This window comes from Pseudomonas sp. TE31087 (genome assembly GCF_057284075.1).
Genome location: NZ_JBXVNN010000001.1, coordinates 3,523,068 through 3,549,780, shown reverse-complemented (window position 1 = coordinate 3,549,780; position 26,713 = coordinate 3,523,068). Strand labels below are relative to the sequence as shown.

At 62.1% G+C, this 26,713-nt stretch carries 23 protein-coding genes and 2 tRNA genes; 23 read left to right on the top strand and 2 right to left on the bottom strand.

The window, feature by feature from the left end:
- The first annotated feature begins 46 nt into the window (after window positions 1-46).
- Entirely contained in the window at window positions 47-451 is a 405-nt protein-coding gene (fur, locus tag ACZ899_RS15985) for a ferric iron uptake transcriptional regulator (protein WP_028691268.1), read from the top strand.
- A 221-nt stretch (window positions 452-672) separates the two neighbouring features.
- Here fur and recN read toward each other — a convergent pair whose 3' ends face one another.
- On the bottom strand, window positions 673-2,346 hold the full coding sequence (gene recN / locus ACZ899_RS15980) for a DNA repair protein RecN (protein WP_203648099.1): 1,674 nt from the start codon (window positions 2,344-2,346) through the stop codon (window positions 673-675).
- A 182-nt stretch (window positions 2,347-2,528) separates the two neighbouring features.
- Between recN and grpE the strand changes: the two genes are divergently transcribed.
- The 8 genes from grpE (at window position 2,529) to ACZ899_RS15940 (ending at window position 12,973) form a co-directional block, all read left to right on the top strand.
- Window positions 2,529-3,083, top strand: coding sequence for a nucleotide exchange factor GrpE (gene grpE / locus ACZ899_RS15975; protein WP_203648098.1), 555 nt, complete (start codon window positions 2,529-2,531; stop codon window positions 3,081-3,083).
- 101 nt (window positions 3,084-3,184) lie between these two features.
- Window positions 3,185-5,110 (top strand): molecular chaperone DnaK, encoded by a 1,926-nt coding sequence (dnaK, locus tag ACZ899_RS15970; RefSeq protein WP_102683185.1) that lies wholly within the window; start codon window positions 3,185-3,187, stop codon window positions 5,108-5,110.
- A gap of 211 nt (window positions 5,111-5,321) precedes the next feature.
- Window positions 5,322-6,446 (top strand): molecular chaperone DnaJ, encoded by a 1,125-nt coding sequence (dnaJ, locus tag ACZ899_RS15965; protein ID WP_203648097.1) that lies wholly within the window; start codon window positions 5,322-5,324, stop codon window positions 6,444-6,446.
- 13 nt (window positions 6,447-6,459) lie between these two features.
- On the top strand, window positions 6,460-7,266 hold the full coding sequence (gene dapB / locus ACZ899_RS15960; RefSeq protein WP_203648096.1) for a 4-hydroxy-tetrahydrodipicolinate reductase: 807 nt from the start codon (window positions 6,460-6,462) through the stop codon (window positions 7,264-7,266).
- A 346-nt stretch (window positions 7,267-7,612) separates the two neighbouring features.
- Window positions 7,613-8,749, top strand: a complete 1,137-nt coding sequence (carA, locus tag ACZ899_RS15955; protein WP_234560868.1) for a glutamine-hydrolyzing carbamoyl-phosphate synthase small subunit — start codon at window positions 7,613-7,615, stop codon at window positions 8,747-8,749.
- A gap of 105 nt (window positions 8,750-8,854) precedes the next feature.
- Entirely contained in the window at window positions 8,855-12,076 is a 3,222-nt protein-coding gene (gene carB, locus ACZ899_RS15950; protein ID WP_232856603.1) for a carbamoyl-phosphate synthase large subunit, read from the top strand.
- Window positions 12,073-12,555 (top strand): transcription elongation factor GreA, encoded by a 483-nt coding sequence (gene greA, locus ACZ899_RS15945; protein ID WP_011532131.1) that lies wholly within the window; start codon window positions 12,073-12,075, stop codon window positions 12,553-12,555. Before carB ends, greA begins: the two co-directional genes overlap by 4 nt.
- Window positions 12,533-12,973 (top strand): hypothetical protein, encoded by a 441-nt coding sequence (locus tag ACZ899_RS15940; protein WP_011532132.1) that lies wholly within the window; start codon window positions 12,533-12,535, stop codon window positions 12,971-12,973. The genes greA and ACZ899_RS15940 overlap by 23 nt, the downstream gene beginning before the upstream one ends.
- A gap of 159 nt (window positions 12,974-13,132) precedes the next feature.
- Here the strand turns inward: ACZ899_RS15940 and yhbY are convergent, their stop codons facing one another.
- Window positions 13,133-13,441: a ribosome assembly RNA-binding protein YhbY gene (gene yhbY / locus ACZ899_RS15935; protein WP_050706991.1), complete on the bottom strand. Its 309-nt coding sequence runs from the start codon at window positions 13,439-13,441 to the stop codon at window positions 13,133-13,135.
- A gap of 102 nt (window positions 13,442-13,543) precedes the next feature.
- On the opposite strand from yhbY, the gene rlmE reads away from it, so the two are divergent.
- The 14 genes from rlmE to rpsO all read left to right on the top strand — a co-directional run bounded on the left by rlmE (window position 13,544) and on the right by rpsO (window position 26,549).
- A complete protein-coding gene (gene rlmE / locus ACZ899_RS15930; protein ID WP_011532133.1) occupies window positions 13,544-14,170 on the top strand; it encodes a 23S rRNA (uridine(2552)-2'-O)-methyltransferase RlmE in 627 nt (208 codons plus the stop codon).
- Between the two features lie 203 nt (window positions 14,171-14,373).
- The gene (gene ftsH, locus ACZ899_RS15925) at window positions 14,374-16,281 is read left to right on the top strand and encodes an ATP-dependent zinc metalloprotease FtsH (RefSeq protein WP_203648093.1); all 1,908 of its coding nucleotides are present in this window, start codon (window positions 14,374-14,376) and stop codon (window positions 16,279-16,281) included.
- Between the two features lie 8 nt (window positions 16,282-16,289).
- Window positions 16,290-17,141 carry a dihydropteroate synthase gene (folP, locus tag ACZ899_RS15920; RefSeq protein WP_203648092.1) on the top strand — a complete coding sequence of 284 codons (852 nt, stop codon included), beginning with the start codon at window positions 16,290-16,292 and terminating at the stop codon, window positions 17,139-17,141.
- 16 nt (window positions 17,142-17,157) lie between these two features.
- Entirely contained in the window at window positions 17,158-18,498 is a 1,341-nt protein-coding gene (gene glmM / locus ACZ899_RS15915) for a phosphoglucosamine mutase (protein WP_203648091.1), read from the top strand.
- A 66-nt stretch (window positions 18,499-18,564) separates the two neighbouring features.
- A complete protein-coding gene (gene tpiA, locus ACZ899_RS15910; RefSeq protein WP_203648090.1) occupies window positions 18,565-19,320 on the top strand; it encodes a triose-phosphate isomerase in 756 nt (251 codons plus the stop codon).
- 4 nt (window positions 19,321-19,324) lie between these two features.
- Entirely contained in the window at window positions 19,325-19,717 is a 393-nt protein-coding gene (gene secG, locus ACZ899_RS15905) for a preprotein translocase subunit SecG (protein ID WP_203648089.1), read from the top strand.
- Between the two features lie 18 nt (window positions 19,718-19,735).
- Window positions 19,736-19,821, top strand: a tRNA-Leu gene (locus ACZ899_RS15900).
- 98 nt (window positions 19,822-19,919) lie between these two features.
- Window positions 19,920-19,996, top strand: a tRNA-Met gene (locus ACZ899_RS15895).
- A gap of 130 nt (window positions 19,997-20,126) precedes the next feature.
- Window positions 20,127-20,585, top strand: a complete 459-nt coding sequence (gene rimP / locus ACZ899_RS15890; protein ID WP_036986186.1) for a ribosome maturation factor RimP — start codon at window positions 20,127-20,129, stop codon at window positions 20,583-20,585.
- Window positions 20,586-20,644: 59 nt separating this feature from the next.
- A complete protein-coding gene (gene nusA / locus ACZ899_RS15885; RefSeq protein WP_050706987.1) occupies window positions 20,645-22,126 on the top strand; it encodes a transcription termination factor NusA in 1,482 nt (493 codons plus the stop codon).
- A gap of 27 nt (window positions 22,127-22,153) precedes the next feature.
- Window positions 22,154-24,694 (top strand): translation initiation factor IF-2, encoded by a 2,541-nt coding sequence (gene infB, locus ACZ899_RS15880; RefSeq protein ID WP_110735084.1) that lies wholly within the window; start codon window positions 22,154-22,156, stop codon window positions 24,692-24,694.
- A 116-nt stretch (window positions 24,695-24,810) separates the two neighbouring features.
- Window positions 24,811-25,209, top strand: a complete 399-nt coding sequence (rbfA, locus tag ACZ899_RS15875) for a 30S ribosome-binding factor RbfA (RefSeq protein ID WP_028691251.1) — start codon at window positions 24,811-24,813, stop codon at window positions 25,207-25,209.
- 3 nt (window positions 25,210-25,212) lie between these two features.
- A complete protein-coding gene (truB, locus tag ACZ899_RS15870) occupies window positions 25,213-26,130 on the top strand; it encodes a tRNA pseudouridine(55) synthase TruB (protein WP_203648088.1) in 918 nt (305 codons plus the stop codon).
- Between the two features lie 149 nt (window positions 26,131-26,279).
- The gene (gene rpsO / locus ACZ899_RS15865; protein WP_203648087.1) at window positions 26,280-26,549 is read left to right on the top strand and encodes a 30S ribosomal protein S15; all 270 of its coding nucleotides are present in this window, start codon (window positions 26,280-26,282) and stop codon (window positions 26,547-26,549) included.
- Window positions 26,550-26,713: the final 164 nt, after the last annotated feature.

Here is a 26,713-nt window from a genome sequence, read left to right as displayed (position 1 = left end):
CCGTATTAAGAGAAGCTGCGAAGCAGCATCGGCGAGAAAGCTGACCATGGTTGAAAATAGCGAATTGCGCAAAGCGGGCCTCAAGGTAACCCTGCCTCGAGTCAAGATTCTTCAGATGCTCGACTCGGCCGAGCAACGTCACATGAGTGCCGAGGATGTCTACAAGGCGCTGATGGAAGCTGGCGAGGATGTCGGCCTGGCGACCGTGTACCGCGTACTGACCCAATTCGAAGCGGCGGGCCTGGTGGAGCGCCACAACTTTGATGGCGGCCACGCGGTGTTCGAGCTGGCGGATGGCAAGCACCACGATCACATGGTCAACGTGGACAGCGGTGAAGTCATTGAATTCTTCGATGCCGAAATCGAGAAACGCCAGAAGGAGATCGTTGCCGAACATGGCTTCGAGCTGGTGGACCACAATCTGGTTCTGTATGTGCGTAAAAAGAAGTAACGATTCAGATCGTTATTGATGACAAAGGCGACCTCCGGGTCGCCTTTGTGCTTTCAGAGCTGTAATGCGAATCCCCTTGTAGGAGCGGCCTTGCCGAGGCGTCGGACCGGCCGGAAAGGGGCGCGCAGCGGCCCCGGGATCTCTGCATGACTTAGAATCGCAGGGGCCGCTACGCAGCCCTTTCGCGGCACAAGGCCGCTCCTACAGGGGGGCGCGCAGGCTCAGGCCTTGCTGCTCACCACCATCTTGCGCGCATGGGCCAGCGATTCCTTGGTCAGGTCGATCCCGCCCAGCATCCGCGCCACTTCCTCGACCCGCTCGCGCTTGCCCAGGCTGGCCACGGCGGTGTGCGTGGTGTCGCTGTTGCGCACCTTGTGCACGAACAGGTGGTGATGGCCCTGCGCGGCCACCTGGGGCAGGTGGGTCACGGTCAGTACCTGGCCGCGCTCGCCGAGACGACGCAGCAGTTGGCCGACGATTTCCGCGGTCGGGCCGCCGATCCCCACGTCCACTTCGTCGAATACCAGGGTGGGAATGCGCGAGGTCTGCGCGGTGATCACCTGGATCGCCAGGCTGATACGCGACAGCTCGCCGCCCGAGGCGACCTTGGCCAGGCCCTTGAGTGGCTGGCCGGGGTTGGCGCTGACCAGTAGTTCGATCTGCTCCAGGCCATGGGGCGAGAGGTCGCCGTTGTCGAAGGGCGTGAGCTCGATGCAGAAACGTCCGCCGGGCATGCCCAGGCGCTGGATTTCCTGCTCGACGGCGGTGGCCAGCTGCTTGGCGGCCTGCTGGCGCAGCGCGCTCAGCTCGCCGGCCTTCTCTTTATAGTGCTGGGCGTAGGCGGCCAGCTCCTCGCCCAGGCGCTCGATCGACTCGTCGCTGGCGTTTAGCCCTTCCAGCTCCACCATCAGGCGCTGCTGCAGGTTCGGCAGCTCGGTGGGGTGTACGCGGTGCTTGCGGGCGAGGGTATAGATAGTATCCAGGCGCTCTTCCAGAGCCTGCAGGCGCATCGGGTCGGCGTCGAAGTTGTCGAGGAACCGGTTGAGCTCGCCGACGGCTTCCTCCACCTGGATCTGTGCGCTGGCGATCAGGTTGACCGCCTCGCCCAGTGCCTTGGGGCCGTTGACGACCGCGGTGAGCCGGTTGAGGCTGACGGTCAGGGCGCTCAGCACGTTGCCCGAGTCGCTTTCGCTGCACTGGTCGATGACCTGGCGGCAGATGCCGAACAGCGCCTCGGCGTTGGTCAGGTTCTTGTGCTCCTGCTCCAGCTGTTCCAGTTCGTTCTCGCCAAGGCCGAGGTTGTCGAGTTCTTCCAGCTGATAGCTGAGCAACTGATGACGCGCCCGTTGCTCATCGCCGGAATTGCTCAGGCGCTCCAGTTCCTGGCGCGTCTGGTTCCAGCGCTTGGCGGCCAGCTGGACCTGGCGGGCCAGGTCGCTGGCGCCGGCGTACTCGTCCACCAGGCGGCGGTGGGTGTCGGTCTTCAACAGCGACTGGTGTTCGTGCTGGCTGTGGATGTCGATCAGCAGCTCGCCCAGGGCCTTGAGGTCGCCCAGTGGGCAGGGGGTGCCGTTGATGTAGCCACGGCTGCGGCCCTCGGCGGTGATCACCCGGCGCAGGATGCACGGGCCGTCGCTATCCAGGTCGCGCTCGGCTAGCCAGGCGTGCGCCTCGGGGATGTCGACCAGGTCGAAGGTAGCAAGGATGTCGGCCTTGTCGGTGCCCGGGCGCACCACGCCGCTATCGGCGCGATCGCCCAGGGCCAGGCCGAGGGCGTCGAGCATGATCGACTTGCCGGCCCCGGTCTCGCCGGTGATGACGGACATGCCACGGGCGACCTCGAGGTCGAGGTGTTCGACGATGGCGTAGTTGTGAATGGACAGGTGCACCAGCATGGGGCGGCTCCCGAAGGGTCGTGTCTGGATATTTATACAGTGCTTTTCGTGAGTCTGCCAATAGCCGGTCGACGAATGTGGAAAAGCACCTTCCCCCTTGAACCTGGTTTTTCCGACCCCATATAGCCGGCAAGACATGGCGAGCCTGGCTCGCACGACAGAAATCGTGGAGGAGAAACCCAATGGCTGACGAACAGCTGGATGAGAAGAACCTGAATTCCGAAGAAGCAGGCGCCGCGAATGCCGATGCCCGCGTACTGGAGCTCGAGGAGCAGCTGGCCGCCGCCAAGGACCAGTCCCTGCGCGCTGCCGCCGACCTGCAGAACATCCGCCGCCGTGCCGAGCAGGATGTCGAGAAGGCCCACAAGTTCGCCTTGGAGAAGTTCGCCGGCGACCTGCTGCCGATCATCGACAGCCTGGAGCGTGGCCTGGAGCTGTCCAGCGCTGATGACGAGACCATCAAGCCGATGCGCGAAGGTATCGAGCTGACCCTGAAGATGTTCCAGGACACCCTCAAGCGCTACAGCCTCGAGGCCATCGATCCGCACGGCCAGCCATTCAACGCCGAGCACCATCAGGCGATGGCCATGCAGGAGAGTGCCGACGTGGAGCCCAATAGCGTGCTCAAAGTGTTCCAGAAGGGCTATCAGCTTAACGGCCGTCTGCTGCGCCCTGCCATGGTGGTGGTCAGCAAGGCGCCGAGCGCCCCGCAGCCTTCGATCAACGAAAAGGCTTGAAATCTTTCCGGACACCCCCATCTAGGTGTCAAGCCTTCAAGTATTAGTGCAGTTGGCCAAAGCAGTCGCTGCTACCAAATTCAAGTTTCGGGAGAATCAACATGGGTAAAATCATCGGTATCGACCTGGGGACCACCAACTCCTGCGTCTCCGTGCTGGAAAACGGCACCGCCAAGGTCATCGAGAACGCCGAAGGCGCGCGCACCACGCCTTCGATCATCGCCTACGCCAACGACGGCGAGATCCTGGTCGGCCAGTCGGCCAAGCGCCAGGCGGTCACCAACCCGCACAACACCCTGTTCGCGGTGAAGCGCCTGATCGGCCGCCGTTTCGAAGAAGATGTCGTGCAGAAAGACATCAAGCTGGTGCCTTACAAGATCGTCAAGGCCAACAACGGTGACGCCTGGGTCGAGGCCGCCGACAAGCAGATGGCTCCGCCGCAGATCAGCGCCGAAGTCCTGAAAAAGATGAAGAAGACCGCCGAAGACTACCTCGGCGAGCCGGTTACCGAAGCGGTCATCACCGTTCCGGCCTACTTCAACGACAGTCAGCGTCAGGCGACCAAAGACGCCGGCCGTATCGCTGGCCTGGACGTAAAACGTATCATCAACGAACCGACCGCCGCCGCGCTGGCCTACGGCATGGACAAGGGCAAGGGCGACCACACTGTCATCGTCTATGACCTGGGTGGTGGTACCTTCGACGTATCGGTCATCGAAATCGCCGAAGTCGACGGTGAGCACCAGTTCGAAGTACTGGCCACCAACGGCGACACCTTCCTGGGTGGCGAAGACTTCGACATGCGCCTGATCGACTACCTCGTCGACGAGTTCAAGAAAGAGTCCGGCATGGACCTGAAGAACGATCCCCTGGCCCTGCAGCGTCTGAAAGAAGCTGCTGAAAAAGCCAAGATCGAGCTGTCCTCCGCTCAGTCGACCGACGTCAACCTGCCGTACATCACTGCAGATGCGACAGGTCCGAAGCACCTGAACGTGAAGATCTCCCGCGCCAAGCTGGAGTCGCTGGTCGAAGACCTGGTCAACCGTACCATCGAGCCATGCCGCATCGCCCTGAAGGACGCCGGCATCGACGCCAGCAAGATCGACGACGTGATCCTGGTCGGCGGCCAGACCCGTATGCCGATGGTGCAGAAAGCCGTTGCCGACTTCTTCGGTAAAGAAGCTCGTAAAGACGTCAACCCGGACGAAGCCGTCGCCATGGGCGCCGCCATCCAGGGCGCCGTTCTGGCCGGTGACGTCAAGGACGTACTGCTGCTGGACGTCAGCCCGCTGACCCTGGGTATCGAAACCATGGGTGGCGTGATGACCGCGCTGATCGAGAAGAACACCACCATCCCGACCAAGAAGTCGCAGGTGTTCTCGACCGCCGACGACAACCAGGGCGCCGTGACCATCCACGTGCTGCAGGGCGAGCGCAAGCAAGCTTCGCAGAACAAGTCGCTGGGCAAGTTCGACCTGGCTGACATTCCGCCAGCACCGCGCGGCGTACCGCAGATCGAAGTGACCTTCGACATCGACGCCAACGGCATCCTGCACGTAGGTGCCAAGGACAAGGCTACTGGCAAGGCGCAGTCGATCGTGATCAAGGCCAACTCCGGCCTGTCCGACGAAGAAATCGAGAAAATGGTGCGTGATGCCGAGGCCAACGCCGAGGAAGACCGCAAGTTCGAAGAGCTGGCCGCCGCCCGTAACCAGGGTGACGCGCTGGTCCACTCGACCCGCAAGATGGTCACTGAAGCCGGTGACAAGGTCACCGCTGAAGAGAAGACCGCCATCGAGGCCGCCGTGGTCGCCCTGGAAGCCGCCGTCAAAGGCGACGACAAGGCCGCCATCGACGCCAAGGTCGAGGAGCTGTCCAAGGTCTCGGCGCCAGTCGCTCAGAAGATGTACGCCGAGCAGCAGGCCGAGCAACCGCAGGGCGGCGCCCAGCAGGCCGAGCCGGAAGCCAAGCACGATGACGTGGTTGACGCCGAGTTCGAAGAAGTGAAAGACAACAACAAGCAGTAATTCCTGCATGTTGTCGGCCGGTTCACCGTCGTTTGATGGTGAACTGGTAGGATGTCGCCGCGCGGGAGCTTGCTCCCGCGTTGGCGTGTCTGGAACACGAGAATTATTTACGGCATCTGTCACGGCGTATTCGCCTATGACGACAGGTGCTGGTGGCATGGCGCACGATGCGCCGAGGTATGCCGAACGCCCCCAAGAGTGCATATGACCTATGGCAAAGCGTGATTTTTATGAGGTCCTGGGTGTCGAGCGTGGCGCCAGCGAAGGTGATCTCAAGAAGGCCTACCGCCGTCTGGCGATGAAGTACCACCCGGACCGTAACCCGGGCGACAAGGAGTCGGAAGACCTGTTCAAGGAGGCCAACGAGGCCTACGAAGTGCTGTCCGATGCCAGCAAGCGCGCGGCATACGACCAGTATGGCCACGCCGGCGTCGACCCGAGCATGGGTGGCGGTGGTGCCGGTTTCGGTGGCGCCAACTTCTCCGACATCTTCGGTGATGTCTTCAGTGATTTCTTCGGCGGCGGCCGCGGTGGCGGTCGTGGCGGTGTCCAGCGCGGCAGCGACCTGCGCTACACCCTCGAGCTCAACCTCGAAGAGGCGGTGCGCGGTACCACGGTCAACATCCGTGTACCCACGCTGGTCAACTGCAAGCCGTGCGACGGCTCTGGCGCCAAGAAGGGCTCGACGCCGTCGACCTGTCCGACCTGTGGCGGCATCGGCCAGGTGCGCATGCAGCAGGGCTTCTTCGCCGTGCAGCAGACCTGTCCGCGTTGCCACGGCCAGGGCAAGATCATCACCGACCCTTGCGGCTCGTGCCATGGCGAAGGCCGTGTCGAGGAATACAAGACGCTGTCGGTCAAGGTGCCGGCCGGTGTCGACACCGGTGATCGCATTCGTCTGTCTGGCGAAGGCGAGGCGGGCGCCCATGGCGGCCCTGCCGGTGACCTCTATGTGGTCGTCAATGTGCGCGAGCACCCGATCTTCCAGCGCGACGGCAAGCACCTCTACTGCGAAGTGCCGATCAGCTACACCGACGCCGCCCTGGGTGGCGAGCTGGAAGTGCCGACCCTCGACGGTCGCGTGAAGCTGAAGATTCCCGAAGGCACCCAGACCGGCAAGCAGTTCCGTCTGCGCGGCAAGGGTGTGGCGCCGGTGCGCGGTGGCGCGGCGGGCGACCTGCTGTGCCGCGTGGCGGTGGAGACACCGGTCAACCTCAGTCGTCGTCAGCGCGAGCTGCTCGAGGAGTTGCGTGATTCCCTTGAAGGTGACAGCTCCCATTCGCCCAAGGCCAGTGGCTGGTTCGAGGGCATGAAGCGCTTCTTCGGCGATCTCTGAGAAGGAACAGGCTATGCGACGTATTGCAGTGATGGGCGCCGCCGGGCGCATGGGCAAGGTGCTGGTCGAGGCCGTGCAGCAGCAGGCGCCGAAGGCCGGCCTGACCGCGGCCATCCATCGTCCGGACAGCTCCCTGGTCGGTGCCGACGCGGGCGAGCTGGCGGGCCTGGGGCGCATCGGCGTGACCATCTCTGACGACCTGGCCAAGGTCGTCGATGAGTTCGATGTGCTGATCGACTTCACCCATCCGTCGGTGACCCTGAAGAACCTGGCGTTCTGCCGCAAGGCGGGCAAGGCCATGGTCATCGGTACCACCGGCTTCAGCGCCGAGGAGAAGGCGTTGCTGGTCGAGGCAGGCAAGGAGATCCCGATCGTCTTCGCCGCCAACTTCAGCGTGGGTGTCAATCTCAGTCTCAAGTTGCTGGACATGGCGGCACGGGTGCTGGGTGATGACGTGGATATCGAGATCATCGAGGCCCACCATCGGCACAAGGTCGATGCGCCGTCGGGGACCGCGCTACGCATGGGTGAAGTGGTTGCCAATGCGCTGGGGCGTGACCTGCGGGAAGTGGCGGTATATGGCCGTGAAGGCCAGACAGGCGCCCGTGACCGCAAGACCATCGGCTTCGCCACTGTGCGTGCCGGTGATGTGGTCGGTGATCACACCGTGCTGTTCGCCGCTGAAGGCGAGCGCCTGGAAATCACCCACAAGGCCTCGAGCCGCATGACCTTCGCCAAGGGTGCGGTGCGCGCGGCGCTGTGGCTGGATGGGCGTGAGCCTGCGCTGTATGACATGCAGGATGTGCTCGAGCTGCATTGACACCGTCCCCTGTAGGAGCGGCCTTGTGCCGCGAAAGGGGCGCGCAGCGGCCCCAGGATCTCTGAACCACTTAGAATTGCCGGGGCCGCTGCGCAGCCCTTTCGCGGCACAAGGCCGCTCCTACACGCTCGGGGCTGCTGCAATGTCCCCTCTGTCGCAATCCTGCGTTTTAGAGACACATTCCCGGTAGACCCAAAACGCATTTTTCTGTAAGCTACAGCTTTAGTGTGTCCACTAAAAGCGCGCAGACTAATTCAGCATAAAAGCGGGGTGACGTGTCCATACGTCATTCCGCTTTTTTGCAACCTGCGATCGCCCTTTCAGGCTTGATTTACGGGAGGTCTTCTTGACTAAGCCAGCCATACTCGCCCTTGCCGATGGCAGCATTTTTCGCGGTGAAGCCATTGGAGCCGACGGTCAGACCGTTGGTGAGGTCGTGTTCAATACTGCAATGACCGGCTACCAGGAAATCCTCACAGACCCTTCCTACGCCCAGCAAATCGTTACCCTGACTTACCCGCACATCGGCAACACCGGCACCACCGCCGAAGACGCCGAATCGAATCGCGTCTGGTCCGCGGGCCTGGTGATTCGCGATCTGCCGCTGCTGGCCAGCAACTGGCGCAACACCCAGTCCCTGCCTGAATACCTGAAAGCCAACAACGTCGTCGCCATTGCCGGTATCGACACCCGTCGCCTGACCCGCATCCTGCGTGAGAAAGGCGCCCAGAACGGCTGCATCCTGGCTGGCGACAACATCAGCGAAGAAGCCGCCATCGCCGCTGCCCGCGCCTTCCCGGGCCTGAAGGGCATGGACCTGGCCAAGGTGGTCTCGACCAAGGAGCGCTACGAGTGGCGCTCCAGCGTCTGGGAGCTGAAGACCGACAGCCACCCGACCATTGACGCCGTCGACCTGCCGTACCACGTCGTCGCCTTCGACTACGGCGTCAAGCTGAACATCCTGCGCATGCTGGTCGCCCGTGGCTGCCGCGTCACCGTGGTGCCCGCCCAGACCCCGGCCAGCGAAGTCCTGGCGCTCAACCCTGATGGCGTGTTCCTGTCCAACGGCCCTGGCGATCCCGAGCCATGCGACTACGCGATCCAGGCGATCAAAGAGATCCTCGAGACCGAGATCCCGGTGTTCGGTATCTGCCTGGGCCACCAGCTGCTGGCCCTGGCTTCCGGCGCCAAGACCGTGAAGATGGGCCACGGCCACCACGGTGCCAACCACCCGGTCCAGGACCTGGACACCGGCGTGGTCATGATCACCAGCCAGAACCACGGTTTCGCCGTCGATGAAGCCACCCTGCCGGGCAACGTGCGCGCCATCCACAAGTCGCTGTTCGACGGTACCCTGCAGGGTATCGAGCGTACCGACAAGAGCGCGTTCAGCTTCCAGGGTCACCCTGAAGCGAGCCCAGGCCCGACCGACGTCGCGCCACTGTTCGATCGTTTCACCGATGCCATGGCCAAGCGCCGCTGAGCATCCTGCTTCAAGGCCCCGGGCCGGCTTGCGCCGCGCCCGGAAGCGCCTGACCCAGATTGTTCAAAGCGGCTTGCCGACTGACCCCGGATTTGAGTGACAACCATGCCAAAACGTACAGACATCAAAAGCATCCTGATTCTCGGCGCTGGCCCGATCGTGATCGGCCAGGCCTGCGAATTCGACTACTCCGGCGCCCAGGCCTGCAAAGCCCTGCGCGAGGAAGGTTTTCGCGTCATCCTGGTGAACTCCAACCCGGCCACCATCATGACCGACCCGGCCATGGCCGACGCCACCTACATCGAGCCGATCAAATGGCAGTCGGTGGCCAAGATCATCGAGAAAGAGCGCCCGGACGCAGTGCTGCCGACCATGGGTGGCCAGACCGCACTGAACTGCGCCCTGGACCTGGAGCGTCACGGCGTCCTGGAAAAGTTCGGCGTCGAGATGATCGGTGCCAACGCCGACACCATCGACAAGGCCGAAGACCGTTCGCGCTTCGACAAGGCGATGAAGGACATCGGCCTGGAGTGCCCGCGCTCCGGTATCGCCCACAGCATGGAAGAGGCCAATGCGGTTCTCGAGAAGCTCGGCTTCCCATGCATCATCCGTCCGTCGTTCACCATGGGCGGCACTGGCGGTGGTATCGCCTACAACCGTGAAGAGTTCGAAGAAATCTGCACCCGTGGTCTGGACCTGTCGCCGACCAAGGAACTGCTGATCGACGAATCGCTGATCGGCTGGAAGGAATACGAGATGGAGGTGGTCCGCGACAAGAAGGACAACTGCATCATCGTCTGCTCGATCGAGAACTTCGACCCGATGGGCGTGCACACCGGCGACTCGATCACCGTTGCCCCGGCACAGACCCTGACCGACAAGGAATACCAGATCATGCGCAACGCCTCGCTGGCGGTGCTGCGTGAAATCGGTGTCGAGACCGGTGGTTCCAACGTGCAGTTCGGTATCTGCCCGAATACCGGCCGCATGGTCGTGATCGAGATGAACCCGCGCGTTTCGCGTTCCTCGGCCCTGGCATCGAAGGCTACCGGTTTCCCGATCGCCAAGATCGCTGCCAAGCTGGCCATCGGTTACACCCTCGACGAGCTGCAGAACGACATCACCGGCGGCCGTACCCCGGCGTCCTTCGAGCCGTCGATCGACTACGTCGTCACCAAGCTGCCGCGCTTCGCCTTCGAGAAATTCCCGAAAGCCGACGCCCGCCTGACCACCCAGATGAAATCCGTGGGTGAAGTCATGGCCATCGGCCGCACCTTCCAGGAGTCCCTGCAGAAAGCCCTGCGCGGCCTGGAGGTCGGCGCCTGCGGCCTCGACCCGAAAGTTGACCTGGCCAGCCCTGAGGCTGCCGGCATCCTCAAGCGCGAGCTGACCGTGCCAGGCGCCGAGCGCATCTGGTACGTCGCCGACGCCATGCGTTCGGGCATGACCATCGAGGAAATCTTTGCCCTGACCGGCATCGACCTGTGGTTCCTGGTGCAGATGGAAGACCTGATCAAGGAAGAAGAGAAGGTCAAGACCCTGGCCCTGTCGTCGATCGACAAGGACTACATGCTGCGCCTCAAGCGTAAGGGCTTCTCGGACCAGCGCCTGGCCAAGCTGCTCGGCATCACCGACAAGAACCTGCGCCGTCACCGCCACAAGCTGGAAGTGTTCCCGGTATACAAGCGCGTCGACACCTGCGCCGCCGAGTTCGCCACCGATACCGCCTACCTGTACTCGACCTACGAGGAAGAATGCGAGGCCAACCCGTCGACCCGCGACAAGATCATGATCCTGGGTGGCGGCCCGAACCGTATCGGCCAAGGCATCGAGTTCGACTATTGCTGCGTGCACGCCGCACTGGCGCTGCGTGAAGACGGTTACGAGACCATCATGGTCAACTGCAACCCGGAAACCGTCTCCACCGACTACGACACCTCCGACCGTCTGTACTTCGAGCCGCTGACCCTGGAAGACGTGCTGGAAGTCTGCCGCGTCGAGAAGCCGAAGGGCGTGATCGTCCACTACGGCGGCCAGACCCCGCTGAAACTGGCCCGTGCCCTGGAAGAAGCCGGCGTACCGATCATCGGTACCAGCCCGGACGCCATCGACCGCGCCGAAGACCGTGAGCGCTTCCAGCAGATGGTCCAGCGCCTGAACCTGCTGCAGCCGCCAAACGCTACCGTTCGCAGCGAAGACGAAGCCATCGCTGCCGCTGGCAAGATCGGCTACCCGCTGGTGGTTCGTCCGTCCTACGTGCTGGGCGGCCGCGCCATGGAGATCGTCTACGAGCTGGACGAGCTCAAGCGCTACCTGCGCGAAGCGGTCCAGGTGTCCAACGACAGCCCGGTGCTGCTCGACCACTTCCTCAACTGCGCCATCGAAATGGACGTGGATGCGGTCTGCGACGGCACCGACGTGGTGATTGGCGCGATCATGCAGCACATCGAGCAGGCCGGTGTTCACTCCGGTGACTCGGCGTGCTCGCTGCCACCTTACTCGCTGAGCAAGGAAGTGCAGGACGAAGTCCGCGTCCAGGTCAAGAAAATGGCCCTGGAGCTGGGCGTGGTCGGCCTGATGAACGTGCAGCTGGCCCTGCAGGGCGACAAGATCTACGTGATCGAGGTCAACCCGCGCGCCTCGCGTACCGTGCCGTTCGTCTCCAAGTGCATCGGCACCTCCCTGGCGATGATCGCGGCCCGTGTCATGGCCGGTAAAACCCTGAAAGAGCTGGGCTTCACCGAGGAAATCATCCCGAACTTCTACAGCGTCAAGGAAGCCGTCTTCCCGTTCGCCAAGTTCCCGGGGGTTGACCCGATCCTCGGCCCTGAGATGAAATCGACTGGTGAAGTCATGGGTGTCGGCGACAGCTTCGGCGAAGCCTTCGCCAAGGCCCAGATGGGTGCCAGCGAAGTGCTGCCGACCGGCGGTACCGCGTTCATCAGCGTGCGTGACGACGACAAGCCGCAGGTGGCTGGCGTCGCCCGCGACCTGATCGCCCTGGGCTTCGAAGTGGTCGCCACTGTCGGCACCGCCAAGGTGATCGAGGCGGCCGGCCTGAAAGTGCGTCGCGTGAACAAGGTGACCGAAGGTCGTCCGCACGTGGTCGACATGATCAAGAACGACGAAGTGTCGCTGATCATCAACACCACCGAAGGCCGCCAGTCGATCGCCGACTCCTACTCGATTCGTCGCAATGCGTTGCAGCACAAGATCTACTGCACCACCACCATTGCGGCCGGTGAAGCCATCTGCGAGGCGCTGAAATTCGGTCCGGAAAAGACCGTTCGTCGCCTGCAGGATCTGCATGCAGGACTTAAAGCATGAGCATTACCAAGTACCCGATGACCGTCCAGGGCGCTCGCGCCCTGGAGGAAGAGCATCTGTTCCTGAGCAAGACCGAGCGTCCGCGCCTGAGCCAGGCGATCGGCGAGGCCCGCGAGCTGGGCGACCTCAAGGAAAACGCCGAGTATCACGCCGCCCGCGAGGAGCAGGGCATGGTCGAGGCGCGTATCCGCGATATCGAAGGCCGTCTGCAGAACTCGGTGGTGATCGACGTCACCACCATCGCCCACACCGGCAAGGTGATCTTCGGTACCACCGTGGTGCTGGCGAACACCGAGACCGATGAAGAGGTGACCTACCAGATCGTCGGCGAGGACGAAGCCGACGTGAAGCAGGGCAAGCTCTCCAGTGGTGCGCCGATCGCCCGTGCCATCATCGGCAAGGAAGAAGGTGATACTGTCGTCGTCAAGACGCCAAGCGGCACGGTCGAGTACGAGATTGTCGAAGTCAAGCACATCTGACCGGCGCTTGCGGGCGCCATCCCTCGAGGGGATCCTCTGGCAGCTGGCCCAGGTGTTCTGGGTCGGCGGCCTGTGGGTGTTCCACGTGGGGCTGGTGCCTGCGCTCAAGGTCAGCGGCCTGGCGCCGTTGCTGGTGCACGACGTGGCTGCGCAGATCGACCGCTGGTTGATTGGTGTGGCCATGCTCGGGTTGTTGACCCAGTTGGCGGTGCTGGCGAGGGTGGATGGCCTGGCGGCCTGGTGGCGGCAATTCCGCGGTCAGATGCTGCTGCTCGGCTTCGGCGCCTGCGTCAGCTACTACACGCTGCGCTACGGGATTTCCGTGGGCGAGCGTTGGCAGATGTTCTGCTTCCTGGTGCTGGGCTTCTCCGGCATCGTGCTGGTGGCCCAGCCGGTCCCGGTCAGGGCACGGCGGTAGCCGAAGTGTGACGCGGCCTTTGTAGGAGCGGCCTTGTGCCGCGAAAGGGCCGCAAAGCGGCCCCAGTATTATCTGCAACGAAGCTGATACCTGGGGCCGCTTCGCAGCCCTTTCGCGGCACAAGGCCGCTCCTACATGGGTATTGCGCTGTCCTGGGCGTTACTTGTAACGGTGAATGTTGGACAGCTGCTTGTTCGGCTGTGGGTTCTTGCGGTAGATCAGCGCTTTCTTGCCGATGGTCTGCACCAGTTCGGCGCGGCCGGCCTTGCACAGTGCGGCGATGGTCTCGGCGCGTTCCTCGCGATCTTCCGAGCGAATCTCGACCTTGATCAGCTCGTGATCGACCAGGGCGCGTTCCAGTTCGGCGATCACGCCTTCATTCAAACCGTTGCCAGCAACGATCAGGACCGGCTTCAGGTCATGACCAATGGACTTGTATTGCTTCTTCTGCTCGTTATTGAGCGGCATAATCTGACCCTTTTCGTCTGATTCTGTAAAATTGACGGGCATTTTACCCGAGGGCCCCTGGCTCCGCCCAGTCAAACACGACGCATATCATCGAGGTGCCCCGTGGTACAACGTTCCAAAAGCAGCGCAAACTGGCTGCGAGAGCATTTCAACGATCCTTTTGTGAAACAGGCGCAGAAGGATGGCTACCGCTCGCGTGCGAGCTACAAACTGCTGGAGATCCAGGAAAAAGACCGCCTGATCCGCCCCGGCATGAGCGTGATCGACCTCGGCGCAGCACCCGGTGGCTGGTCGCAGGTGACCAGTCGTCTGATTGGTGGCCAAGGGCGGTTGATCGCCTCGGACATCCTGGAAATGGACTCGATCCCGGACGTTACCTTCATCCAGGGCGACTTTACCCAGGACGAAGTGCTGCAGCAGATCCTGCAGGCGGTCGGTGATTCGCATGTAGACCTTGTGATTTCCGATATGGCCCCCAATATGAGTGGTACGCCCGCGGTGGACATGCCGCGCGCCATGTTCCTCTGCGAACTGGCCCTGGATCTGGCGACCCGCGTGCTCAAGCCCGGCGGGGATTTCCTGATCAAGATTTTCCAGGGCGAAGGCTTCGACATGTACCTCAAGGACGTGCGCAGCAAGTTCGACAAGGTGCAGATGCGCAAGCCGTCGTCCTCGCGGGATCGCTCCCGCGAACAGTACCTGCTGGGCAAGGGTTTCAAGGGCGCATGAAAGGCGTATTGCGGGGTTGCCGATAGTTATTTCCAATCGGCGGCTCCGTCTGGATCGTCCGAACTTCGTGTAGTCTAGCTTTCACAAAGGGTTACAGACGGTGCCTGCGGATGCGTGGGTAATGTAGTAAGTTAGGGCGATGAATATCATGCGAGGCACGGCTGCGTCGTGCGCCGGCCTCAGAGGGTAGCGAATTGAACGACATGGCAAAGAATCTGATCCTCTGGTTGATCATCGCCGCCGTCCTGGTGACGGTGATGAACAACTTCTCGAGCCCTAACGAGCCGCAGACCCTCAACTATTCCGACTTCATCCAGCAGGTCAAGGATGGCAAGGTCGAGCGCGTGACCGTCGACGGCTACATCATTACCGGCAAGCGCACTGACGGCGACAACTTCAAGACCGTCCGCCCAGCCATCACGGATAACGGCCTGATCGGCGACCTGGTGGACAACCACGTCACCGTCGAAGGCAAGCAGCCTGAGCAGCAGAGCATCTGGACCCAGTTGCTGGTGGCGAGCTTCCCGATCCTGGTGATCATCGCCGTGTTCATGTTCTTCATGCGCCAGATGCAGGGCGGCGCTGGTGGCAAGGGCGGGCCGATGAGCTTCGGCAAGAGCAAGGCGCGTCTGTTGTCCGAAGACCAGGTGAAAACCACCCTGGCTGACGTCGCGGGTTGCGACGAGGCCAAGGAAGAGGTTGGCGAGCTGGTCGAGTTCCTGCGCGACCCGGGCAAGTTCCAGCGCCTGGGCGGCCGCATCCCTCGCGGCGTGCTGATGGTCGGTCCGCCCGGTACTGGTAAGACCCTGCTGGCCAAGGCCATTGCCGGTGAGGCCAAGGTACCGTTCTTCACCATTTCCGGTTCCGACTTCGTCGAGATGTTCGTCGGCGTGGGTGCCAGCCGTGTTCGCGACATGTTCGAGCAGGCCAAGAAGCACGCGCCGTGCATCATCTTCATTGACGAGATCGACGCCGTCGGTCGCCACCGTGGCGCCGGCATGGGCGGCGGTCACGACGAGCGCGAACAGACCCTGAACCAGTTGCTGGTCGAGATGGACGGCTTCGAAATGAACGATGGCATCATCGTCATCGCCGCGACCAACCGTCCCGACGTGCTCGACCCGGCGCTGCTGCGTCCCGGTCGCTTCGACCGCCAGGTGGTGGTCGGCCTGCCGGACATCCGCGGTCGCGAACAGATCCTCAAGGTGCACATGCGCAAGGTGCCGATCGGCGAGAACGTCAACGCGGCGGTCATCGCCCGTGGTACGCCAGGCTTCTCCGGTGCCGACCTGGCCAACCTGGTCAACGAGGCGTCGTTGTTCGCCGCGCGGTCGAGCAAGCGCGTGGTCGAAATGAAGGAATTCGAACTGGCCAAAGACAAGATCATGATGGGCGCCGAGCGCAAGACCATGGTCATGTCCGAGAAAGAGAAGCAGAACACCGCGTACCACGAGGCGGGCCACGCCATCGTCGGTCGCGTCGTTCCCGAGCACGACCCGGTCTACAAGGTGTCGATCATTCCCCGTGGCCGTGCCCTGGGCGTGACCATGTTCCTGCCGGAAGAGGATCGCTACAGCCTGTCCAAGCGCGCGCTGATCAGCCAGATCTGCTCGCTGTACGGTGGCCGTATCGCCGAAGAGATGACCCTGGGCTTCGACGGTGTCACCACCGGGGCCTCCAACGACATCATGCGCGCCAGCCAGATCGCCCGGAACATGGTCACCAAGTGGGGCCTGTCCGAGAAACTCGGCCCGCTGATGTACGCCGAAGAAGAGGGCGAGGTGTTCCTCGGTCGCAGCGCGGGGAGCCAGCATGCCAGCGTCTCGGGCGAGACTGCCAAGATGATCGACTCCGAGGTGCGCAGCATCATCGATCAGTGCTACGCCACGGCCAAGCAGATCCTCACCGACAACCGTGACAAGCTCGACGCCATGGCCGAGGCCTTGATGAAGTACGAAACCATCGATGCCGACCAGATCGACGACATCATGGCTGGCCGTACCCCGCGCGAGCCGCGTGACTGGGACAATGATTCCGGTACCTCCGGCAACCAGGCTTCCCAGGATGATCGTCCGGAGTCGCCGATCGGCGGTCCAGCGGCTCAACACTAAGGGTATCTATGAGCTTGACGCAGTACCCGACCCGGTTGCCTTGCGGCAACCGGGTTCTTGATTTGTCCCGTACCCATGTCATGGGTATCCTCAACGTCACCCCAGACTCGTTCTCCGATGGTGGGCGCTTCAGCCAGCGCGATGTGGCCTTGCGCCATGCCGAGGAGATGGTAGCGGCCGGTGCGACCCTGATCGACGTAGGTGGCGAGTCCACCCGTCCGGGGGCGCGTGCGGTATCGCCCATCGAGGAGCTGGAGCGTGTAGCGCCGATCGTCGAAGCGATCAGCAGTCGGCTCGATGTGATCATCTCGGTCGACACCTCCACGCCTTCGGTCATGCGCGAGACGGCCCGCCTTGGTGCGGGGCTGATCAACGATGTGCGCGCCCTGGAGCGCGATGGCGCCCTCGATGCGGCGGCCGATACCGGCCTGCCGGTGTGCCTGATGCACATGCGTGGCGAGCCGGGCACCATGCAGGACAATCCGCAGTACGAGGATGTGACAGCCGATGTAACGCGCTATCTTGAACAGCGTATGGCCGCCTGCGCGGCGGCCGGCATCGGGGCTGAGCGCATCATCCTCGACCCAGGGTTCGGCTTTGCCAAGACCCTTGAGCATAACCTCAGCCTTTTCAAACACATGGAAGCGCTCTATCGCCTGGGGCGGCCACTCTTGGTGGGTGTCTCGCGCAAGAGCATGATCGGCCTCGCGCTGGACCGTCCGGTCGGCGAGCGGCTCTACGGCAGTCTGGCCCTGGCCGCCCTGGCCATGACCAAGGGCGCGAGTATTCTGCGGGTACACGATGTCGCCGAAACCGTCGATGTCGTGCGCATGATCGCCGCGGTCCAGAACGCCGAATAAGAACATTGGAGTCACTATGAGCAGAAAATACTTTGGTACCGATGGTATCCGTGGTCGCGTAGGCCAATTCCCGATCACCCCGGACTTCATGCTGAAACTCGGCTGGGCCGCCGGCATGGCCTTCCGCAAGCAGGGCACCTGCCGCGTATTGGTGGGCAAGGACACGCGGATCTCCGGCTACATGTTCGAATCCGCGCTCGAGGCAGGCCTGTCCGCGGCCGGTGCCGACGTGATGCTGCTCGGCCCGATGCCGACGCCGGCCATCGCCTACCTGACCCGCACCTTCCATGCCGAGGCCGGTATCGTCATCAGCGCCTCGCACAACCCCCATGACGACAATGGCATCAAGTTCTTCTCCGGTGCTGGCACCAAGCTGCCGGACGAAGTCGAGCTGATGATCGAGGAGCTGCTCGACCAGCCGATGAATGTCGTCGAGTCCAGCAAGCTGGGCAAGGTCTCGCGCATCAATGACGCGGCGGGGCGCTACATCGAGTTCTGCAAGAGCAGCGTGCCCAGCAGCACCAGCTTCGAAGGCCTGAAGATCGTCGTGGACTGCGCCCATGGCGCCACCTACAAGGTCGCGCCGAGCGTGTTCCGTGAGTTGGGTGCCGATGTCACCGTGCTGCACGCCGCCCCGGATGGTCTGAACATCAACGAGGGCTGCGGTTCGACCCATATCGAATCGCTGCAGGCGGCGGTCCTGGTCGGCCATGCGGATCTCGGCATCGCCTTCGACGGCGACGGCGACCGCGTGCTGATGGTCGATCACACCGGTGCCATCGTCGACGGGGACGAGCTGCTGTTCATCATCGGTCGCGACATGCAGGAGCGTGGCAAGCTGCAGGGCGGCGTGGTCGGTACCTTGATGAGCAACCTGGGCCTGGAGCTGGCGTTCAAGGAACTGGATATCCCGTTCGTGCGGGCCAAGGTGGGCGATCGCTATGTCATGGCCGAACTGCTTGAGCGCGAATGGCTGCTGGGTGGTGAAAATTCCGGTCATGTCGTTTGTGGCAGTCACACCACCACTGGTGATGCGATCATCGCCGCGCTGCAGGTGCTGATGGCGCTCAAGCGCCGTGGCGAAAACCTCGCCCAGGCCCGCCAGGCCGTGCGCAAATGCCCGCAGGTGCTGATCAACGTGCGCTTCGCGGCCGGCAAGAACGACCCGTTGGAGAACCCCCTGGTCAAGGAAGCCAGCGCCAAGGCCACCGAGGCGATGGCCGGTCGTGGGCGGGTGCTGTTGCGCAAGTCCGGTACCGAGCCGCTGGTGCGGGTGATGGTCGAAGGCGATGATGAAAACCAGGTGCGTGGCCATGCCGAAGCTCTGGCCAAGCTGGTCGAAGAAGTTTGTGCCTGAAAGAGGCTTGCCAGCGCAGATCTGGTTGGGTAAGATCTGCGCCCACTTTGACCGACGAGGTAAAGCATGCGTCGCCCCATGGTAGCTGGTAACTGGAAGATGCACGGTACCCGCGCCAGCGTCGTAGAGCTGACCCAGGGCTTGGGCAAATTGTCCCTGCCGAGCGGAGTGGAAGTCGCGGTGTTTCCACCATCCCTGTTCATCAATCAAGTGATTGATGGCTTGGAAGGTAAGGGAATCAACGTAGGCGCACAGAATTCTGCAGTACAGCCTGAACAAGGTGCTCTGACCGGCGAAGTTGCTCCGAGTCAGTTGGCTGAAGTCGGTTGCAAATATGTCTTGATTGGGCATTCCGAACGTCGCCAGATTATTGGTGAAAAAGACGAAGTGCTGAATCAAAAGTTTGCAGCCGCACAGAAAAGTGGTTTGACGCCAGTGCTGTGTATAGGGGAAACTCTTGCAGAGCGTGAGGCAGGCGAGACGCTCGAAGTTGTAGGGCGTCAACTAAGCAGTGTTATCGACGCGTTCGGTATCAAGGCTTTCGCCAATGCGGTTATTGCCTATGAGCCTGTTTGGGCCATTGGTACTGGTTTGACGGCCTCGCCACAGCAAGCCCAGGATGTGCATGCAGCCATCCGCAAGCAGTTGGCGGCGAAGGACGCCGAAGTTGCCGAAAAAGTGCAACTTCTCTACGGCGGCAGCGTGAAGGCGGCCAATGCGGCTGAACTGTTCGGCATGCCGGATATCGATGGGGGGCTCATTGGTGGAGCGTCCCTGAACGCAGACGAATTCGGTGCAATTTGTCGCGCCGCAGGAAACTGAACAAATGCTGGAAACAGTCGTAGTTGTTTTTCATCTGTTGGCAGCGTTGGCACTGGTTGTAATGGTGCTGCTGCAACAGGGTAAAGGTGCGGAAGCCGGTGCATCTTTCGGCGCAGGTGCTTCAAATACTGTGTTCGGAAGCCAAGGTTCCGCTACCTTTTTGAGTAAAGTTACTGCTATACTTGCTGCCACTTTCTTTTTGACTGCACTTGGGTTAGGATACTTCGCCAAGCAGCAGGCTCACCAGCTGACTCAAGTTGGTCTGCCAGATCCAGCAGTGCTGGAAGTCAAAGAGCCAAAGCCGGCAGTCAATGATGATGTACCGGTGCTCCAGCAGCAGAAGAGTGAAACCACCAATACTGGTGACGTACCTCCTCCAGCCAAAGAGCAGCAGTAACGGGTTTCAAGTAGTATTGCCGAGGTGGTGGAATTGGTAGACACGCAACCTTGAGGTGGTTGTGCCCATAGGGTGTAGGGGTTCGAGTCCCCTTCTCGGTACCAATTGAAGCATGAGAGCCCGCTTTAGCGGGCTTTCTTGCAGGTGGAGGTCGGATTGACCCGGCAAAGGGTTCAGTCTTATACTTTCGCCCCAGCTTTGTCGCGGGGTGGAGCAGCTTGGTAGCTCGTCGGGCTCATAACCCGAAGGTCGTTGGTTCAAATCCAGCCCCCGCAACCAGCTTCAGCAGAGCCCCTTTTCAGGGGCTTTTTGCTAGCCGAACAGTTTTCGGCGTCGTTGTCCAACGGCGCTTTCAGGGATGGGCGCTTCGCCCATTTTTTATTTGCACAGCATGCACGAGGGGGTTCAGGTGTCGAGCAAGCTAGAACAGTTGCAGGCCTTGTTGGCCCCGGTGGTCGAGGGCCTGGGCTACCAATGCTGGGGGATCGAATACGTCTCCCAAGGCAAGCATTCGGTACTGCGTATCTACATCGACAAGGAAGACGGGATCCTGGTGGACGACTGCGAAGCCGTCAGCCGTCAGGCAAGCGCCATTCTCGATGTGGAAGATCCGATCAGCTCTGAATATACCCTCGAGGTGTCCTCTCCAGGCATGGACCGCCCGCTGTTCACCTTAGAACAGTTTGCTGCGCATGCCGGCGAGCAGGTGAAGATCAAGCTGCGTACGCCCTTCGAGGGCCGTCGTAACTTCCAGGGCCTTCTCCGCGGTGTGGAGGAGCAGGATGTGGTGGTGCAGGTGGACCAGCACGAGTTCCTGTTGCCGATCGACTCGATCGACAAGGCCAATATTATTCCCAGTTTTGACTGAGACGTGCCGGGCCCGGTGAAAGATCCGGGGCCAATGGCTTGCGCAAGGCGAGGCGTACGATGAGCAAAGAAGTACTGCTGGTTGTTGAATCGGTATCCAACGAAAAGGGTGTACCGCCCGGCGTCATTTTCGAAGCGCTGGAAGTGGCCCTGGCCACTGCAACCAAAAAGCGTTTTGAAGACGAAGTCGACCTGCGTGTGGAAATCAACCGCCACACCGGTAGCTACGAGACCTTCCGTCGCTGGACGGTCGTCGAAGAAGCGGATCTGGATGATCCGGCAATCGAGGTCTGGCCAGCAAAGATTCAGGAAAGTCATCCTGAAGCCAAAGTTGGCGACGTGATCGAAGAGAAGATCGAGTCTATCGAGTTCGGTCGCATCGCTGCGCAAACCGCCAAGCAAGTCATCGTGCAGAAGGTTCGCGAAGCTGAGCGCGCCCAGGTGGTCGATGCTTACCGCGAGCGCGTGGGCGAGATCATCTCCGGTACCGTGAAGAAGGTCACCCGCGACAACGTCATCGTCGACCTGGGCAACAACGCCGAGGCGCTGCTGGCCCGCGAAGACATCATTCCCCGTGAGACCTTCCGTGTCGGCGTGCGCCTGCGTGCGCTGCTCAAGGAAATCCGCACCGAGAACCGGGGTCCTCAGCTGATCCTGTCGCGCACCGCGCCGCAGATGCTGATCGAGCTGTTCCGCATCGAAGTGCCGGAAATCGCCGAAGGCCTCATCGAAGTCATGGCCGCCTCCCGTGATCCGGGGTCGCGCGCCAAGATCGCCGTCCGCTCCAAGGACAAGCGCATCGACCCGCAAGGCGCCTGTATCGGCATGCGTGGTTCGCGCGTCCAGGCCGTATCCGGCGAGTTGGGTGGCGAGCGTGTGGATATCGTCCTGTGGGACGAGAACCCGGCGCAGTTCGTTATCAACGCCATGTCGCCGGCAGAGGTTGCCGCGATCATCGTTGATGAAGATGCCCATGCGATGGACATCGCCGTGGCCGAGGACAACCTGGCACAGGCCATCGGACGTGGCGGCCAGAACGTCCGCCTGGCCAGCCAGCTGACTGCCTGGACCCTGAACGTGATGACCGAGAAGGACATCCAGGCCAAGCAACAGGCTGAGACAGGCGACATCCTGCGCAACTTCATCGAGGAACTGGAAGTCGACGAGGAGCTGGCACAAGTGCTGGTCGACGAAGGCTTCACCAGCCTTGAAGAAATTGCCTACGTACCGTTGGAAGAAATGCTCAACATCGATGGCTTTGACGAGGACATCGTCAATGAGCTCCGCGCTCGAGCCAAGGACCGTTTGTTGACCAAGGCCATCGCTACCGAAGAAAAACTGGCAGACGCCCATCCGGCTGAAGACCTGCTCTCCCTCGAGGGCATGGACAAGGACCTGGCGGCGGAACTGGCGGTGCGCGGCGTGGTTAACCGCGAAGACCTGGCCGAGCAGTCGATTGACGACCTGCTCGACATCGACGGCATCGACGAAGAGCGTGCCGGCAAGTTGATCATGGCCGCCCGAGCCCACTGGTTCGAGTAATTAGGCGCGGCCTGAGGAGAGAAGTGCATGACGCAAGTCACGGTGAAAGAACTGGCCCAAGAGGTCGAGGCACCGGTAGAGCGCCTGCTGCAGCAGATGCGTGAGGCAGGTCTGCCGCACACCGACGCCGGTCAGGTAGTGACCGACAATGAGAAGCAGACCCTGCTGACTCATTTGAAGAGCAGCCACAAGAGCAAGGCGGAAGAGCCGCGCAAGATCACCTTGCAGCGCAAGACCACCAGCACTCTGCGTGTCGCCGGTAGCAAGAGCATCAGCGTAGAAGTACGCAAGAAGAAAGTATTCGTGCAGCGCAGCCCGGAAGAGATCCAGGCTGAGCAGAAACGCGAGCAGGAAGAGCGCCGCGCCGCCGAAAATGCAGCGCGCGAGAAGGTTGACGCCGAAGTTCGCCAGCGCAACGAGGAGCAGGCACGCCGTCAGGCTGCCGAGGCCCCGGCCGCGGCGCCAGCGCCCAAGGCCGAGCCTGCCCCGGCTGCTGCCCCGGTAGTGGCCAACGCGCCGGTGTCCGAAGACGCCGCCGCCCGTGCCGCCGAGCGCAAGAAAGACGAGACCCGTCGCAACGAAAGCCGTACCCGTGATGATGATCGTCGCGGTGGTGGCCCGGCTGCGGCCGGTCGTGGCGAAGCGCCGCGCATGTCGGTCAAGGTCAAGGTCAAGGAGAAGGAAAAGGCTCCGACTCCGCGCGCCGCACCTCGCACCACCGACGAAGAAAGCGATGGCTTCCGTCGTGGCCGCGGTGGCAAGGGCAAGGGCAAGAAGCGCAATGCGCACGGCTTCCAGAGCCCGACTGGTCCGGTCATTCGTGACGTGACCATCGGCGAGACCATCACCGTCTCGGAACTGGCGCAACAGATGTCGGTCAAGGCCGCTGAAGTCGTCAAGTTCATGTTCAAGCTGGGCACCCCGGTCACCATCAACCAGGTGCTCGACCAGGAAACCGCTCAGCTGGTTGCCGAAGAGCTGGGCCACAAGGTCACCCTGGTCAGCGACACTGCCCTGGAAGACTCCCTGGCCGAATCGCTGAAGTTCGAAGGTGAGACCACCTCGCGTGCTCCGGTCGTGACCGTCATGGGCCACGTCGACCACGGCAAGACCTCGCTGCTCGACTACATCCGTCGTGCCAAGGTGGCCGCTGGCGAAGCCGGTGGTATCACCCAGCACATCGGTGCCTACCACGTCGAAACCGACCGCGGCATGGTCACCTTCCTCGACACCCCCGGCCACGCTGCGTTTACCCAGATGCGTGCCCGTGGTGCCAAGGCGACCGACATCGTCATCCTGGTGGTGGCGGCGGACGACGGTGTGATGCCACAGACCCGCGAAGCCGTTCAGCACGCGAAAGCTGCTGGCGTTCCGCTGGTTGTCGCGGTGAACAAGATCGACAAGCCGGGTGCCGACCTCGATCGCATCCGTAACGAGCTGTCGGTCGAAGGCGTGACCTCCGAGGACTGGGGTGGTGACACGCCGTTCGTCAAGGTTTCGGCGAAGATGGGTACCGGCGTCGACGAACTGCTCGAAGCTGTCCTGCTGCAGGCCGAGATCCTCGAACTCAAGGCCACCCCGACCGCTCCTGGTCGCGGTGTCGTGGTCGAGTCGCGTCTGGACAAGGGTCGCGGCCCGGTGGCCACCATCCTGGTTCAGGACGGTACCCTGCGTCAGGGCGACATGGTCCTGGTCGGCTCGAACTATGGCCGCGTACGTGCCATGCTCGACGAGAACGGCAAGCCTGTGAAGGAAGCCGGCCCGTCGATCCCGGTCGAGATCCTTGGCCTGGACGGCACGCCCGACGCTGGCGAAGAGATGTCGGTGGTTGCCGACGAGAAGAAAGCGCGTGAAGTTGCGCTGTTCCGTCAAGGCAAGTTCCGCGAGGTCAAGCTGGCCCGTGCGCACGCCGGCAAGCTGGAAAACATCTTCGAGACCATGGGTCAGGAAGAGAAGAAGACCCTCAACATCGTCCTCAAGACCGATGTGCGTGGTTCCCTCGAAGCGCTGCAGGGTTCGCTCGGCAGCCTGGGCAACGACGAAGTTCAGGTACGCGTCATTGGTGGCGGCGTCGGTGGTATCACCGAGAGCGACGCCAACCTGGCACTGGCCTCGAACGCGGTGCTGTTCGGCTTCAACGTGCGTGCCGATGCCGGCGCGCGCAAGATCGTCGAGCAGGAAGGTCTGGATATGCGTTACTACAACGTGATCTACGACATCATCGAAGACGTCAAGAAGGCCCTGACCGGCATGCTCGGCAGCGATGTTCGCGAGAACATCCTGGGTGTGGCCGAAGTGCGCGACGTGTTCCGTTCGCCGAAGTTCGGCGCCATCGCTGGCTGTATGGTCATCGAGGGTACCGTGTACCGCAACCGTCCGATCCGCGTACTGCGCGATGACGTGGTGATCTTCGAAGGCGAGCTGGAATCGCTGCGTCGCTTCAAGGACGATGCCTCCGAAGTGCGTAACGGCATGGAGTGTGGTATTGGCGTCAAGAGCTACAACGACGTCAAGGTCGGCGACAAGATCGAAGTCTTCGAGAAAGTCCAGGTGGCTCGTACCCTGTAAGGGGCGAGCGTGGCGCAGGCCCCGTCGTAAGGCGGCTGGCGGCGCCTCACAAGGTAGCGCCCGGTCAGGCTTCAGCCTGACCGGGCGTTTGCCGCTTTACGTTACAGGTAGCAAGAATGGCAAAAGAATACAGCCGTACCCAACGTATCGGCGATCAGATGCAGCGTGAGCTGGCAGAGCTGATCCGCCGTGAAGTCAAAGACCCGCGCGTCGGCCTGGTGACCATCACCGCCGTGGACGTCAGCCGCGACCTGGGCCATGCCAAGGTTTTCATCACCGTCATGGGCGAAGAAACGCCCGACGCCGTGAAGCAGTCGCTCAAGGCGCTGAACAGTGCCGCCAGCTTCCTGCGCCTGCACTTGGGTCGCTCGATGCAGCTGCGCAGCGTGCCGCAGTTGCACTTCCACTTCGATGAGAGCGTCAGCCGTGGTGTCCACCTGTCGGCACTGATCGAACGTGCGGTGGCCGAAGACCGCCTGCACAAGGATGCCGACGAGCTGGACGCCAAGGAGTAAGCGGTGGCCCAGGTCAAACGTATCCGCCGCAACGTCAGCGGCATCATCCTGCTCGACAAGCCGCTGGGGTTCACCTCCAACGCCGCGCTGCAGAAGGTTCGCTGGTTGCTCAACGCGGAAAAGGCCGGCCACACCGGCAGCCTCGACCCGCTGGCCACCGGCGTGCTGCCGCTGTGCTTCGGCGAGGCGACCAAGTTCTCGCAGTACCTGCTCGATTCCGACAAGGGCTACGAGACGGTCATGCAGATGGGGCAGACTACCAGCACCGCAGATGCCGAAGGCGAAGTCCTGCAGACCCGCGAAGTGACCGTTGGTCGCGCCGACATCGAGGCCGTGATCCCGCGTTTCAAGGGTGGAATCCTCCAGGTGCCGCCGATGTACTCGGCCCTCAAGCGTGATGGTCAGCCGCTGTACAAGCTGGCTCGTGCAGGAGAGGTAGTGGAGCGCGAGGCGCGTTCTGTTACTATTAGCCGCTTGGAGTTGCTCGAGTGCGAAGGCACCCGTGCGCGCCTTTCGGTTGGATGCAGCAAAGGCACCTATATCCGCACCCTGGTGGAGGATATCGGTGAGGCGCTGGGCTGTGGTGCCTACGTCGCTGAACTGCGTCGTACCCAGGCGGGCCCCTTCGAGCTGGCACAGACCGTGACGCTCGAGGAACTCGAACAAGCCCACGCCGAAGGCGGCAACGAAGCGCTCGATCGCTTCCTGATGCCTTCTGACAGCGGGCTGCAGGACTGGCCACTGGTGCTGCTGTCCGAGCACAGCGCGTTCTACTGGCTGCATGGTCAGGCAGTACGTGCGCCGGACGCGCCGCAGTTCGGCATGGTCCGGGTACAGGATCACAATGGTCGCTTCATCGGTATCGGTGAAGTGAGCGAAGACGGGCGCGTTGCGCCGCGTCGACTGATTCGGTCGGAATGACCGGAACCACGGGTAGAGGCTTATGCTGAAACCGGTGGATACGAGGTTGGCTGTTATTAGGCACGGTCACACCTCTTCTTTTTAATACGGGGACTTGTCCCTGGCCTATTGGACCCCGCTCGCGGGATCCGTTTATCAGGAGAAGCCAAATGGCCCTCAGCGTCGAAGAAAAAGCTCAAATTGTTGCCGATTACCAGCAAGCCGCCGGCGATACCGGTAGCCCGGAAGTGCAGGTTGCTCTGCTGACCTTCAACATCAACAAGCTGCAAGGCCACTTCAAGGCCAACGATAAAGACCACCACTCCCGTCGTGGTCTGATCCGTATGGTCAACCAGCGTCGTAAGCTGCTGGATTACCTGAAGGGCAAAGACACCACTCGTTACAGCGCCCTGATCGGTCGCCTGGGCCTGCGTCGCTAATAGCGGTCTGGCCAGTGGTGTTGCATGGCGTGTCGCATGCATCGGCAGGGTTGCCTGGCAACCCTGGCGTTGGACACGCCACGCGATCAGCGAGGTTGGCAGCCTGGTCCGTCGTGCGGTTTATCCGCCCGGCGCCAGGCTCCCAGCCTCGTGTTGTATCTGGA

Excerpts from the sequence above, each read along its gene's own strand:
- fur (WP_028691268.1), top strand. The coding sequence starts at position 47 with ATGGTTGAAAATAGCGAATTGCGCAAAGCGGGCCTCAAGGTAACCCTG.
- recN (WP_203648099.1), bottom strand. The coding sequence starts at position 2,346 with ATGCTGGTGCACCTGTCCATTCACAACTACGCCATCGTCGAACACCTC.
- grpE (WP_203648098.1), top strand. The coding sequence starts at position 2,529 with ATGGCTGACGAACAGCTGGATGAGAAGAACCTGAATTCCGAAGAAGCA.
- dnaK (WP_102683185.1), top strand. The coding sequence starts at position 3,185 with ATGGGTAAAATCATCGGTATCGACCTGGGGACCACCAACTCCTGCGTC.
- dnaJ (WP_203648097.1), top strand. The coding sequence starts at position 5,322 with ATGGCAAAGCGTGATTTTTATGAGGTCCTGGGTGTCGAGCGTGGCGCC.
- dapB (WP_203648096.1), top strand. The coding sequence starts at position 6,460 with ATGCGACGTATTGCAGTGATGGGCGCCGCCGGGCGCATGGGCAAGGTG.
- carB (WP_232856603.1), top strand. The coding sequence starts at position 8,855 with ATGCCAAAACGTACAGACATCAAAAGCATCCTGATTCTCGGCGCTGGC.
- greA (WP_011532131.1), top strand. The coding sequence starts at position 12,073 with ATGAGCATTACCAAGTACCCGATGACCGTCCAGGGCGCTCGCGCCCTG.
- yhbY (WP_050706991.1), bottom strand. The coding sequence starts at position 13,441 with ATGCCGCTCAATAACGAGCAGAAGAAGCAATACAAGTCCATTGGTCAT.
- ftsH (WP_203648093.1), top strand. The coding sequence starts at position 14,374 with ATGGCAAAGAATCTGATCCTCTGGTTGATCATCGCCGCCGTCCTGGTG.
- folP (WP_203648092.1), top strand. The coding sequence starts at position 16,290 with ATGAGCTTGACGCAGTACCCGACCCGGTTGCCTTGCGGCAACCGGGTT.
- glmM (WP_203648091.1), top strand. The coding sequence starts at position 17,158 with ATGAGCAGAAAATACTTTGGTACCGATGGTATCCGTGGTCGCGTAGGC.
- tpiA (WP_203648090.1), top strand. The coding sequence starts at position 18,565 with ATGCGTCGCCCCATGGTAGCTGGTAACTGGAAGATGCACGGTACCCGC.
- secG (WP_203648089.1), top strand. The coding sequence starts at position 19,325 with ATGCTGGAAACAGTCGTAGTTGTTTTTCATCTGTTGGCAGCGTTGGCA.
- nusA (WP_050706987.1), top strand. The coding sequence starts at position 20,645 with ATGAGCAAAGAAGTACTGCTGGTTGTTGAATCGGTATCCAACGAAAAG.
- infB (WP_110735084.1), top strand. The coding sequence starts at position 22,154 with ATGACGCAAGTCACGGTGAAAGAACTGGCCCAAGAGGTCGAGGCACCG.
- rbfA (WP_028691251.1), top strand. The coding sequence starts at position 24,811 with ATGGCAAAAGAATACAGCCGTACCCAACGTATCGGCGATCAGATGCAG.
- rpsO (WP_203648087.1), top strand. The coding sequence starts at position 26,280 with ATGGCCCTCAGCGTCGAAGAAAAAGCTCAAATTGTTGCCGATTACCAG.